This is a genomic window from Thioalkalivibrio sp. ALJ21 (genome assembly GCF_000378605.1).
Taxonomy (GTDB): Bacteria; Pseudomonadota; Gammaproteobacteria; order Ectothiorhodospirales; family Ectothiorhodospiraceae; genus Thioalkalivibrio.
Genome location: NZ_KB905155.1, coordinates 694,662 through 707,030 on the forward strand (window position 1 = coordinate 694,662; position 12,369 = coordinate 707,030).

The window sequence follows — 12,369 nt, forward strand, 5'->3', positions numbered from 1 at the left end:
CCGTCACGGGAGGGAACATGGCCGGGCAGGGCATGCTGACCTTGGCAATCAAGGAAAAACCGGCGCTGTACGCCGCGTACATGCCCTTCGTGACCAACGGCGGGCTGTTTATCCCCACGGACAAATCCTACAAGCTCGGGGACCAGGTGTTTCTGCTGTTGTCTCTGCTGGAGGATTCCGACCGCCTGCCGACCCCGTGCACCGTGGTATGGATCACGCCGCCCAGGGCGCAGGGCAACCGACTGCGCGGCATCGGCGTGCAGTTCAACAAGTCGGACAAGGGCGTCACGCACCGCCGGATCGAGGAACACCTGGGCGGTATGCTCAACTCGGACCGCAAGACCCACACGTTCTGAACATCTGGGCCCTGCGGCCGTCAGGCCGCGATCCCGAGCGCCTTCTGCACCTGATCCAGGGCCCGCTCGATCTGCTGATCCGTCAGGTAGTAATGGGGCGAGAAGCGGATGCCCCCGCCCCGTACCGCGCACAGGACCCCTCCGGCCTGGAGGCGTGCGTAGACAGCATCGAGATCTGCCGTTGGGGGACGGAAGGTCAGAATCCCCGCGCGGCGGCCACGCGGAGTAAGCACCTCGCACCCCATCGCCTCGAGCTCCTCGGCCAGGTGGTGCCAGTGGAAGCAGATGTCGTGGTCGATGTTCTCGATCCCCACCTCCATCAGCAACGAGAGACTGGCATGCAGCGCATGAATACCCAGCATGTTGTGGCTGCCCGGTTCGAAGCGGCGCGCCGACGGGGCAGGGGTCAGGCTCGGGTTTGCGAAGTCACCGGCGTGCGCCAGCATGTTCCAGCCGTACTCCTGTAACCGCAGCTGTTCGCGAACCTCCGGGTTGACGTAGAAGATCCCGATCCCCTCCGGTGCCAGCATCCACTTGTGGCCATCCGCCATCACAAAGTCTGCGTGGCAACCCGGGGCGTCGAAGGACAACGCCCCCAGGTGCTGGATCGCGTCCACACAGAACAGGACCCCGCGGGCCCGCAGCTCGGCCCCAAGTGCCTGGATATCCACGCGTATGCCCGAGTCATAACGCACCGCACTGGTCGCGACCAGCCGCGTCTGACGGTCGCAGGCAGCCAGCAGGTCGCGTTCGGGTTCATCGCCGACCTCGACCTCGCGCACCTCGACGCCGAACCGTTCGCCCGCCGCGTGCCAGACGACCCGGTTGGACGGGAACTCCCCGGCCGGAAAGACGATATTGTCGCCCGCCGACCAGGGCAGACCGAACGCCACCATCGACAGCGCTTCCGAGGTGTTCTTGACGAAGGCAATATCCGCCGCATCGCGAGCGCCGATCAGGGCACGCGCCAGCTCGCGCGTCGCATCCACCTGCTTGAGCCATCGGCCATAGTCCTTCGATCCCTGACGTACGTTCTCGCGCGCGAACTCGCAAACCGCCTCTTCGGTACGCCTTGGCCAGGCGCCCACCGCCGCGTGGTTGAGGTGAATGATGTCTTGCTGCGGAAATTCGGGGTGCATGGGATCCTCCTGGCCGGCAGCAAAGGGTACCCCAGAAGAGGGGGGTGGCTGAATCCCGGGGCACAGGCGGGATGCCTTGTCCGGCCACGGACCCCCTGCTACTTTCCGCGCATCGAAAAACTCGCCCCTCCGGCGCCTTCTTTCCAGCGCAGAGGAGCCACAGCGCCCGAGAATTCGCCGCATGGACAACGAACAGCTCAAACGCCGGGACCTGCGTGCCCTCTGGCACCCCTGTACCCAGATGAAGGATTACGGAGAAGAGGGGACCTTGCCCCTGCTCCCGATCCAGCGCGGAGAGGGCGTCTGGCTGTACGACTTCGACGGTAATCGGTATCTCGATGCCATCAGCTCCTGGTGGGTCAACCTGTTCGGCCATGCGAACCCCCGGATCAATGCCGCGGTACGCGACCAGCTGGACCAGCTCGAGCACGTGATTCTTGCAGGCTGCACGCATGAGCCGGTGGTGGAGCTGTGTGAACGACTGATCGACCTCACCCCCGATGGGCTCGATCGGGTGTTTCTGGCGGACAACGGCAGTGCCGGGGTGGAGGTCGCACTCAAGATGAGCTTCCACTACTGGCTGAACAGTGGCCGGAGCGAAAAGACCCGATTCATACGGCTGTCCAACAGCTACCACGGGGAGACCCTCGGGGCGCTTTCCGTCAGCGATGTCCCGCTCTACAGCGCCACTTACAAGCCCCTGATGCTGGATGTGATCACCGTACCGGCACCGGACTGCTACGAACGCGAGCCCGGGGAGAGCTGTGCCGATGTAGCGCGCCGCCAGTTCACCCATATGGAGGCCGCACTCGCCGAACACGCGGACGAGGTTTGTGCCGTCATCGTGGAGCCGTTGGTGCAGTGCGCAGGGCACATGCGCATGTACGACCCTGAGTACCTGCGTCTGCTCCGCGCCGCCTGTGATCGCCATGGCGTGCACCTGATCGCCGACGAGATTGCGGTGGGTTTTGGGCGAACGGGAACCATGTTCGCCTGCGAGCAGGGGCCCGTGGTCCCGGATTTTCTGTGTCTGTCCAAGGGGCTGACAGGCGGATATCTGCCCATGGCCGCTGTTCTGACGTCCGATGGTATCTACAACGCCTTTTACGATGACTACGAGAAACTCAATATGTTTCTCCATTCACATTCGTATACAGGTAATCCTTTGGCCTGTCGTGCCGCGCTGGCGACGCTGGACATCTTTACTTCCGACCTCGTTCTTGAACGCAACAAAGTGCTGGCGTCTCACATCGAAAAGCGCCTTGCACCGCTCGCCGATCACCCCCATGTCGCGGACGTGCGGCAGCACGGCATGATCGCGGCGGTAGAACTCGTACAAGACAAGGCCTCCGGTACGCCTTATCCCTGGCAGGAACGTCGAGGCCTGGAAATCTACCGGCATGCCCTTACTCGGGGTGCGCTTTTGCGTCCATTGGGCAATGTCTCCTACCTCATGCCGCCCTACGTGATTACGGAGGACGAAATTGACTTCCTTGTCGAGGTGATGACCGAGGGTATCGACCGCGCCACGCATCAATCTTAAGACCGCCTAGTCATTCTGTGTATTCTCCGCGTGAGTTTCATCACTCTGTGCTTGACGGGCCATCGGACCTGTGCCTATATACTTTTTAAAAGTACGGATACGTAGTTGGTATTAGGCCCATCGGAAGGGCTCCAGAGGCAAGTCTGACAAATCTAATCGGTTGACTCGGACCCGCCTCGTCTTTCCAATATCAATGGTTCAAATGTGGAGAGCAGGTGAGGTCATGAGCGAGCTAAACGATGATTCACAAGTACTGATTGTAACGTCGGCATCCCCCCAGTCGGCGCTGTTTATCGAGTACGTTTCCGAGAAAACCAAATGCTCGGTAACAGGGTTGGAGCCCGGGTCCCCAAAAGTCGCCCAGACGCTCAGGGATTACAGCCTTGCACTGTTTGACGCCAGCGCCCTGGACGAGCGCGATATTGGGCATGTGCAACAGGCCGTCGCGGACGGGGCAAAAACGGTCTTCGCCGGATTCAATATTCCGAACGAAGACGAGGCACTCCGACTCCTGGATGTGCTGTACCTGCAGGGCATTTTTTACAAGACGGATCAACTGGACCTGTTGTGCAAGGGGATCCTGTGCCTGCTGAACGGCGACTTCTGGATGTCCCGGCACCTGATGACACGGCTGGTGCGGCTGTATCGTCAGCAACGGACCAACACCTATCGGCCCGCCTGTGGGTTGACCCAGCGCGAACTGGAGATCCTGGCCATGCTGGGTTCGGGCGAGACGAACATGAATATCGCGAAACAGCTGTTCATCAGTGAGCACACGGTCAAGTCGCACCTGTACAACATCTTCCGCAAGATCGAGGTCAAGAACCGCACGCAGGCGATCAACTGGGCCAAGGATCATCTGGGCGCTCCGCCACCCCAGGTTATGTGGCGTCGTCGTCGCACCGAGGCACGCGCCGTCTAAGGCGTGCTGGCTCCCGGTACCCCGGGCCAAGAGGATAGGGTGAGGGCGGCTGTATTTGCCAAACCGTCCTCACCAGGCGAGGCAGGCGCAATGCCTGAAGCTGATGTGCCTGCGTCATCGATCAAATCTGGAGCGTAGGACGAACGGCTGACGTAGCCGGCGATCCTGATCGATTCCCAATCACATGGCTCATACTTCTCGCGTGATAACGACCGACAAAGCTCTCCCGGAAAACCACCCGTTATTCTGATGCCTGCTGCCAAACCGACCGCCATACTGCAGTTGGATTAACGGTCGGAGGCCGCCGTCGTGCCTGCACCCGCCGCGAGGGACCCTCAAGCGCCCGCCAGGCGATGCCGGAATTTACCTCGACCCTGACACCCGCGATCGGCCAGGCATCCTGGTCCGTCATGTTCCTGGCGATCCCTGACGGATTGCCCTTGGCCTGGAGGTGTTCACGCGATGTCGACATCGCCCAACGAATCGCGTATCGGCCTGCAAGCCTCCGGGCCCGAAGGTACTGCGTATTCCATTACCTGCACGGTCACCCGTACCCACGACGTCGAGGAAGTGGAGTTCGAAGGCGTCGTGCCACTGGAGGTGGAATTTGAGGGGATCGGAGTGGATTGCAGGGTCGTACAACTCAGCGGGCCGGGGTATCTGGATCTGGTCCTGACGAAAAACGGCCATGTGACACGTTCCCGCTGCCATGGTCTGAACAGCACCATGAACCTGAGGATTCGGTGACACGGGGCACTTGAACCACGCCACCCATAACGACGCATAATACATATTATGTTAAGTGACGGATTGATGAGCGTCAGCTGTTTGTTCTAGCGGGCCTGCTCCCCTGGTCAAAAACGACGATCGTTCCCGGTCCTGCGCCTCAGGACAGCGTCTCGATCACGTGCGTCAGCACATCTTTCACCCGCGCCATCCCTTGATCCAGGTTTCGGCCGATCTCGTCCATGGTGATCTCGCCCTCGGCACGACCGGCCGCCCAGTTGGCGATCACGGCGCAGCAGGCGTAATTGAGCTCCAGCTCGCGCGCCAGCGCCGTCTCCGGCATGCCGGTCATTCCCACCAGGTCGCAGCCGTCTCGCGCCATGCGATCGATCTCGGCCGCTGTCTCCAGCCGCGGGCCCTGGGTGGCCCCATACGTCCCTCGGTCCGCCGCCTCGAGACACAGGTCATCAATCGCGTTCAGCAGCGTCTCCCGCACGCCCTGGTTGTAGGGCCAGGTCATGTCGATATGGGTGACCTCTTCGAGGTCGCCGCCTTCGAAAAAGGTATTGGCGCGTGACCAGGTGTAATCGATGATCTGATCGGGAATCGCAATCATGCCCGGCTTCATCGCTTCGGTAATGCCGCCGACGGCCGCCACAGCGATCACGTTGTCGACACCGGCATGCTTCAGGGCCCAGATGTTGGCCCGGTAGTTCACCTGGTGCGGCGGGATGGTGTGACGGGCCCCGTGCCGCGGGAGAAAGACGATCTCGGTGTCATTCAGCCGCCCGAAGACCAATGGTCCCGACGGTTCGCCATACGGGGTATGCATGACCTGCCTGCGGGTAATCTCCAGCGACTTCAATTGGGTCAGGCCGGTGCCGCCGATCACGGCAAGACGGGGTGTCGACATATGGCGGGTATCCCTAGTGGTTCGCGACGGCAAAAATGCCGGGCGCGTTGCGGAGGTAGTCCTGGTAATCCATCCCGTAGCCAAACACGTACCGATTCGGTACCTCCAGGGCCGCGAAATCGACAGTAATGGCTGGATCGCGTTCCGGGTTGGCCTTGTCCACCAGTACAACGGAATAGACCTTCTCGGCGCCCTGCTCTTCGCAGAAAGCCTGGATGCCTTCCAGGGTAATGCCACCGTCGAGGATGTCATCCACGATCACGACAGTACGGCCCTTGATCGGTGTCTGGGGGCGCGCCAGCCAGTGCAGCTGCTCCCCGCCTCGCGTGCCGCCGCGATAGCGCGTGGCATGCAGATAATCGACCTGCATTGGAAACGACCAGCGGGTCAGCAGCCCGCCCATCAGGACGACCCCGCCATTCATCACGCCCAGGACCAGCGGGTTGCGGTCCTTGAGTACCTGTGCCGTGCGTTCCGCCAGGCGGTCGATCGCAGTCTCGACTGCATCGCGGCTGTATAGGCAGTCGGCATCTCGGAGCGTTGCGCGGGCCTGTTCCGGGCTCATCAAGGGTCCTGCGGTGGTGGTCTGGAGGAAGGATGTTGGCCGAGCGTCTGGCAGACGGCAAGGTCCGGGTCCGGTATGCGCGGGCTTTACAGGGCCCTTAAACGCAACCGGCCGGCGCAAGGGCCGGCCGGTTGGCAAAGCGACGGACGTGGAGACCCTTAGTAGGTAAAGGTCACGGTGTCGTCGTCCATGGCTTCGGAAATCACGTAGGCGCCGCCCACGGTTTCTTCGATTTCCGGGATCAGGTCGTTGCCCCACAGATCCAGAGTCGGGGTGCAGACCTTCATCACCACGCCGGCTTCGTGGGCGTCCTTCATGAAGTCGTAGACGCTCTTGCTGGAGCCTTCCTGGACAAACAGGTTTTCGGCAACACCCTTCTTGGCCAGCTCGCCGGCACGACCGGTCATGACGACTTCAACGTCATATTCCATCGCGGCGGCCACGGTGGCCTGGAAGAACGGGGCACCCAGCTCAGACGGGTTGCTCGGATCGGTGTTAACCATGACGATCAGGAGCTTGTCGGCCATTTTTGATCTCCAACTTCAGTGGTGAGTGTGAATATTAACAGCTGCTCAAGCGCAAACCGGTGGCGCATTATAGGCGTGCCAGCGCCTGTGCGCCAATGTGCCCGCGGGAGTAACTCCTCCGCAGGGGGAGCGCGGTCTTCAGGCCGTCGCTGCCTGCCGGGCCGCAAGCCACTGATGCAGCTGAGCGCGAAGGGCATGAATCCGTCTGGGTTCATTCGCGATGGATTGTGCCCTTAACGCCTCGACCCTTCGCAAAGCCTGGGCGTCGAGCGGCTGTCCCTGCTGCGACTCGAGAATGGCGTCCGCCTGCTCGGGCTGGTTGCAGATCAGCACCATGTCGCAGCCTGCCGCCCGCGCCGCCACGGCCCGCTCGGCCGCACTGCCGATGGCCTCGGCACCGGCCATGGCCAGATCATCGCTGAGAATTGCCCCACGGAAACGGAGTTCGCGGCGCAGGATGTCCTGTAGCCAGATGCGCGAGAAGCCGGCGGGCTGGTCATCCACCTGTGGGTACAGGACGTGCGCGGGCATCACGGCATCGAGATCGCCCAGTACGGGGCGAAAGGCCGCGATATCGTCGGCCTCGATCTCGGCCAGCGGGCGGTCATCCACCGGGAGCGCGATATGGGAATCCGCCTGGACGGCCCCGTGTCCGGGGAAATGCTTGCCCACACTGGGCATGCCGCCGGCCGCGAGCCCGCGAATCAGCTCGCCGGCCAGGCGTGCGATGACATCGGGATCATGGTGGAACGCACGATCCCCAATCACCTCGCTGACACCGATGTCCCGGTCCAGGACCGGGGTGAAACTGAAATCGATGCCCGCCTCGCGCAGCTCCAGCGCCAGCAATTCCCCGGTCGCATGGGCCAGTTCGCAGGCCTTGTTGCGATCGTAATCATCGACATGCCCCAGCTCGCGCATGGGCGGTAGCGCGGTGAATCCGTCCCGCAGACGCTGTACGCGTCCGCCCTCTTGATCCACGGCGATCAGGATGCCGGGTCGCTCGGCGCGTATCGCATCGGTGAGCGCCCTCACCTGCTCCGGCGTACCGGCGTTGCGGGCAAAGAGGATGACGCCGCCTGTCGCCGGGTGGCGCAGGCGTTCACGGTCTTCCGGGGTGAGTTCCAGACCGGTCACATCGAGCATGACCGGCCCCAGGGGCAGGGATACGGGAGAAGCCATTGAACCTGTACTCAACTGGCGCTCGTGACCCGAGCAATCTTTTTAGGATAGCGAGGCTTCCGGGCGAAACGCGAGTGCCTTGAGCTTCTCGATGCGGTCACGGATCCGCGCGGCCTCCTCGAACTCCAGGTCGCGGGCCTTCTGGAACATCTCCTGTTCCAGCTTTTCGATCTCCTTGGCGGCCTGCTCCGGGGCGTCGATGTAGTCCGGCGCATCCTCGGCCACCTTTTTCTGGCCACGCCGGCGACCGGAGCCCGGCGTGGCATTGCGGGCCTCGAGGATGTCGGCGACATTCTTGCGAATGCCCTGCGGGGTGATGCCGTGCGCCTCGTTATGGGCGATCTGCTTCTCCCGCCGGCGCTCGGTCTCGTCGATCGCCCTCTGCATCGATCCGGTGACCTTGTCGGCGTACAGGATGGCCTTGCCATTCACGTTGCGTGCCGCCCGCCCGATGGTCTGAATCAGCGAGCGATCGGAGCGCAGGAAGCCCTCCTTGTCGGCATCAAAGATCGCCACCAGCGAGACCTCGGGCATGTCCAGGCCCTCGCGCAGCAGGTTGATCCCCACCAGCACGTCAAACTCCCCGAGCCGAAGGTCGCGGATGATCTCCATCCGCTCGACGGTGTCGATATCCGAATGCAGATACCGCACCCGCACGCCATGCTCCGAGAGATAGTCGGTCAGGTCTTCGGCCATGCGTTTGGTCAGCGTCGTGATCAGTACGCGCTCGTCGCGCTCCACCCGGTCGCGCACCTCGGACAGACAGTCGTCGACCTGGCTGCCCGCCGGGCGCACCTCGAGAATCGGGTCCAGAAGCCCGGTGGGCCGGACGACCTGATCGACGATGGCCCCGGCATGCTCGCGCTCGTACGGCCCCGGTGTAGCGGACACGTAGATGGTCTGCGGCTGCAGGGCCTCGAATTCCTCAAAGCGCAGCGGGCGATTGTCCAGCGCCGAGGGCAGACGGAAGCCGTATTCCACCAGGGTCTCCTTGCGCGAGCGGTCGCCCTTGTACATCCCGCCCACCTGGGGCACCGACACATGCGACTCGTCGACCACCAGCAGCGCGTCCTGCGGCAGGTAGTCGAAGAAGGTGGGTGGCGGCTCGCCCGGGGCCCGGCCGGAGAGATAGCGCGAGTAGTTTTCGATACCGTTGCAGTAGCCGATCTCCAGGATCATCTCCAGGTCGAACAGCGTGCGCTGCTCCAGGCGTTGCGCCTCGACCAGGCGATCCTCCTTGCGCAGGAAATCCAGACGCTCCTTGAGTTCGTCGCGGATCTGGTCCACCGCCTCCAGCAGCGTCTCGCGCGGGGTCACGTAGTGCGTCTTCGGGTAGATGGTCAGGCGCGGGACGGTACGCAGCTGCTCGCCGGTCAGCGGGTCGAAGTACGACAGCCGCTCGATCTCGTCGTCGAACAATTCGATACGCACGGCCTCGACCTCGGATTCCGCGGGATGGATGTCGATGACCTCCCCGCGTACCCGGTAGGTGGCGCGCCGCAACTCGGTGTCGTTACGGGTGTACTGCAGCTCTGCCAGACGACGCAGCAGGTCGCGCTGGTCGATGCGATCCCCGCGCTGGAGGTGCAGGACCATCGAGAGATACTTGCGCGGATCGCCGAGGCCGTAGATGGCCGACACCGAGGCCACGATGATCGCATCCCGGCGCTCCAGCAGTGCGCGCGTCGCGGACAGGCGCATCTGCTCGATGTGGTCGTTGATCGAGGCATCCTTTTCGATGTAAGTGTCCGAGGACGGGACGTAGGCCTCCGGCTGGTAGTAGTCGTAGTACGAGACGAAGTACTCCACCGCGTTGTTCGGGAAGAACTCCTTGAACTCGCCATACAGCTGCGCGGCCAGGGTCTTGTTCGGCGCCAGGATGATGGTCGGGCGCTGCAGATTCTCGATGACGTTGGCGATCGTGAAGGTCTTGCCCGAACCTGTCACACCCAGCAGGACCTGATGCGCCAGCCCTGCCTCGATGCCGTCGGTCAGCGCGCGGATCGCCGCCGGCTGGTCGCCGGCGGGCTGATACTGCGATACCACCTTGAATTGTTCGCCTTCATCTGGCTGCACGCCTTATCCTCCGCGCCTGATTTCAGTATTATTTCGCCACCTTGCGGCCGGTTATGCATTCGCGCCCGGCCGCCCACATCGCCCAACCCGCATGAGGCCCGCCTTGGATATCGAGCTCTCCGATCGCGTTCAGCGCATCCAGCCCTCCCCCACCCTGGCCGTCAGCGCGCTGGCCGCGCAGCTGCGGGCCGAGGGCCGCGATATCGTCGGTCTGGGGGCCGGCGAGCCGGATTTCGATACGCCGGAGCATATCAAGCAGGCGGCCATCGACGCGCTTGCCCGCGGGGAAACCAAGTACACTCCGGTGGATGGTACGCAGGGCCTGAAAGACGCCATCATCCGCAAGTTTGATCGCGACAACGGGCTTTCGTTCGAGCGTGACCAGATCCTGGTGTCCTCTGGCGGCAAGCAAAGCATCTTCAACCTATGCCAGGCCCTGCTGAACCCGGGTGACGAGGTGGTGATCCCGGCGCCCTACTGGGTCTCCTACCCCGACATCGCACTTCTGGCCGGTGCGCGACCCGTAGTGGTCAGCGCCACCCAGGAGGCGGGATTCCGGATCACGGGCGAGCAACTCGCGGCGGCGATCACGCCGAATACCCGCCTGGTGTTTATCAACAGCCCGTCCAACCCCACTGGAGCGGCCTACTCGGCTGACGAGCTGACGGCCCTGGCCGCCGTGCTGCGCGAACACCCCCGGGTGGTGATCGCCACCGACGACATGTACGAGCACATCCGGTTTGGCTCCACGCCGTTTGTGAATATCGTGAATGTCGCACCGGATCTGCTCGAGCGCACCGTCGTGCTCAATGGCGTTTCCAAGGCCTACGCGATGACCGGCTGGCGTATCGGTTATGCCGGTGGACCCAAGAATCTGATCGCGGCGATGAAGAAGATCCAGTCGCAGAGCACCTCCAACCCTACCTCGATCGCCCAGGCCGGAGCGCAGGCCGCACTGGATGGCGATCAGGGCTGCGTGATCGCCATGTGTTCCGCGTTCGCCGAACGGGCGCGGCATGTGGTGGACGGCCTGAACGCGATCGACGGCATCGACTGCCTGATGCCCGACGGCACGTTCTACTGCTTTCCACGGGTCACCGGCCTGATGCAGGCGGCCGACATCGACACCGATGTCGCCCTCACCAAGCAATTGCTGGACGAAGTCGGAGTCGCCCTGGTGCCCGGCAGTGCATTCGGCGCCCCGGGCCATGTACGCGTCTCGTTCGCCACCAGCGTCGAGATGCTAGACAAGGCACTGGATCGACTCAGGCAATTCGCCGCGACTCACCGCTGAAGCAACAATTGAAGCTTGACGGGGTGGCCGCCCCCCATTACGATCTGCGGCCAATTCCCCGGTAGCTCAGTCGGTAGAGCGGGTGACTGTTAATCACTAGGTCGGCGGTTCGAGCCCGTCCCGGGGAGCCAGATAGAAGAAAAAGGGCCAGGTCTGCGATGCAGCCTGGCCCTTTTTCATGCAGCCCACTTCTCGTTCAGTCCGGCTCGTGTTCGATGGGGTCCAGCGACTGCAGGTAGGCCGCGATTGCCCGGCGGTCGTCACTGGTCAGGTAGGACGTGCCATGTTCGATCACGTCGGCCATGCTGCTACCGGCAAAGTCGCCGTCACGGGTAATGCCCATCTCCAGGTAGCGGGCGATATGTCGCGCGCCCCATCGGCCGATGCCCGTTTCCCGATCTGGCGTAATATTGGGTGCGACGTCGCCATCCGCCATGCGCGCCCCTGCCCCGAGACGCTCAAGATCCAGTCCGCCTGTCCGGGTACGCGGGGTATGGCATTCCATGCAGTGCCCCAGGGCCTGGGTCAGATAGGCGCCACGGTTCCACTCCTCGGACTCTTCAGGATTCGCCTCGAACTCGCCGGGCTCGAAATGCAGCCACTTCCATACGCTCAGCGATGGCCGAAAGCGCACGAACCAGTCCAGATCATGCGGGGTGTTATCCTTGGCGACCGGTTCGACCTCGGACTGCAGATAGGCCCATAACGCCTCCACGTCCTGGTCCGTCATCTTCGTGTATGCGGTGTACGGAAACGCCGGGTAGTAATGGGTGCCGTTCGGGCTGCGCCCTTCCCTCAGGGCCTTCGTGAAGTCGCCCTCCGACCAGCCGCCAATGCCGTGCTCTTCGTCCGGGGTGATATTCGGGCCGTAGAACACGCCGAAGGGGCTTTCGATCGGTCGACCACCGGCCAGGAAGTCGCCATCCTCCGCGGTGTGACAGGTCACACACCCGCCGGCGCGCAAGACGTATTCACCGTAGGCAATACGTTCGTCCTCGCCCGCCTGGGGATCCTCTTCACCGATCTCCACCTCCGCCTGTGCGACGGAACCCCATGCAAAGGCCGCAATGGCCAGGGCCGGCAGCCAGGCGGCCGGCCCTGTGCGCCTTGTGGTCACCACCACCGA

Annotated in this window: 12 protein-coding genes and 1 tRNA gene; 6 read left to right on the forward strand and 7 right to left on the reverse strand. The window is 63.0% G+C overall.

Annotated features, from left to right (window positions below; all coding sequences use genetic code 11):
• The first annotated feature begins 17 nt into the window (after window positions 1-17).
• Window positions 18-356 carry a PilZ domain-containing protein gene (locus tag F579_RS0103230; protein ID WP_018139427.1) on the forward strand — a complete coding sequence of 113 codons (339 nt, stop codon included), beginning with the start codon at window positions 18-20 and terminating at the stop codon, window positions 354-356.
• Between the two features lie 20 nt (window positions 357-376).
• Here the strand turns inward: F579_RS0103230 and F579_RS0103235 are convergent, their stop codons facing one another.
• Window positions 377-1,495 (reverse strand): aminotransferase class V-fold PLP-dependent enzyme, encoded by a 1,119-nt coding sequence (locus F579_RS0103235; protein WP_019024293.1) that lies wholly within the window; start codon window positions 1,493-1,495, stop codon window positions 377-379.
• Window positions 1,496-1,676: 181 nt separating this feature from the next.
• Between F579_RS0103235 and F579_RS0103240 the strand changes: the two genes are divergently transcribed.
• The 3 genes from F579_RS0103240 to F579_RS0103250 all read left to right on the forward strand — a co-directional run bounded on the left by F579_RS0103240 (window position 1,677) and on the right by F579_RS0103250 (window position 4,707).
• Complete coding sequence (locus F579_RS0103240) at window positions 1,677-3,038, forward strand: adenosylmethionine--8-amino-7-oxononanoate transaminase (RefSeq protein ID WP_019024292.1); 1,362 nt, start codon at window positions 1,677-1,679, stop codon at window positions 3,036-3,038.
• 223 nt (window positions 3,039-3,261) lie between these two features.
• Complete coding sequence (locus F579_RS15405) at window positions 3,262-3,960, forward strand: LuxR C-terminal-related transcriptional regulator (protein ID WP_019025575.1); 699 nt, start codon at window positions 3,262-3,264, stop codon at window positions 3,958-3,960.
• 462 nt (window positions 3,961-4,422) lie between these two features.
• On the forward strand, window positions 4,423-4,707 hold the full coding sequence (locus F579_RS0103250) for a hypothetical protein (RefSeq protein WP_012982646.1): 285 nt from the start codon (window positions 4,423-4,425) through the stop codon (window positions 4,705-4,707).
• Window positions 4,708-4,846: 139 nt separating this feature from the next.
• Here F579_RS0103250 and F579_RS0103255 read toward each other — a convergent pair whose 3' ends face one another.
• The 5 genes from F579_RS0103255 to uvrB form a co-directional block, all read right to left on the reverse strand.
• Entirely contained in the window at window positions 4,847-5,599 is a 753-nt protein-coding gene (locus tag F579_RS0103255) for an S-methyl-5'-thioinosine phosphorylase (protein ID WP_019024290.1), read from the reverse strand.
• A gap of 13 nt (window positions 5,600-5,612) precedes the next feature.
• The gene (locus tag F579_RS0103260) at window positions 5,613-6,164 is read right to left on the reverse strand and encodes a hypoxanthine-guanine phosphoribosyltransferase (protein ID WP_012982644.1); all 552 of its coding nucleotides are present in this window, start codon (window positions 6,162-6,164) and stop codon (window positions 5,613-5,615) included.
• 158 nt (window positions 6,165-6,322) lie between these two features.
• On the reverse strand, window positions 6,323-6,691 hold the full coding sequence (locus F579_RS0103265) for a DsrE family protein (RefSeq protein WP_012982643.1): 369 nt from the start codon (window positions 6,689-6,691) through the stop codon (window positions 6,323-6,325).
• Between the two features lie 138 nt (window positions 6,692-6,829).
• A complete protein-coding gene (gene nagZ / locus F579_RS0103270) occupies window positions 6,830-7,837 on the reverse strand; it encodes a beta-N-acetylhexosaminidase (protein ID WP_019024289.1) in 1,008 nt (335 codons plus the stop codon).
• 78 nt (window positions 7,838-7,915) lie between these two features.
• A complete protein-coding gene (gene uvrB / locus F579_RS0103275) occupies window positions 7,916-9,949 on the reverse strand; it encodes an excinuclease ABC subunit UvrB (RefSeq protein WP_019024288.1) in 2,034 nt (677 codons plus the stop codon).
• 103 nt (window positions 9,950-10,052) lie between these two features.
• Between uvrB and F579_RS0103280 the strand changes: the two genes are divergently transcribed.
• Entirely contained in the window at window positions 10,053-11,243 is a 1,191-nt protein-coding gene (locus F579_RS0103280) for a pyridoxal phosphate-dependent aminotransferase (protein WP_019024287.1), read from the forward strand.
• 55 nt (window positions 11,244-11,298) lie between these two features.
• A tRNA-Asn gene (locus F579_RS0103285) sits at window positions 11,299-11,374 on the forward strand.
• A gap of 65 nt (window positions 11,375-11,439) precedes the next feature.
• Here F579_RS0103285 and F579_RS0103290 read toward each other — a convergent pair.
• Window positions 11,440-12,366 (reverse strand): c-type cytochrome, encoded by a 927-nt coding sequence (locus F579_RS0103290; RefSeq protein WP_019584602.1) that lies wholly within the window; start codon window positions 12,364-12,366, stop codon window positions 11,440-11,442.
• Window positions 12,367-12,369: the final 3 nt, after the last annotated feature.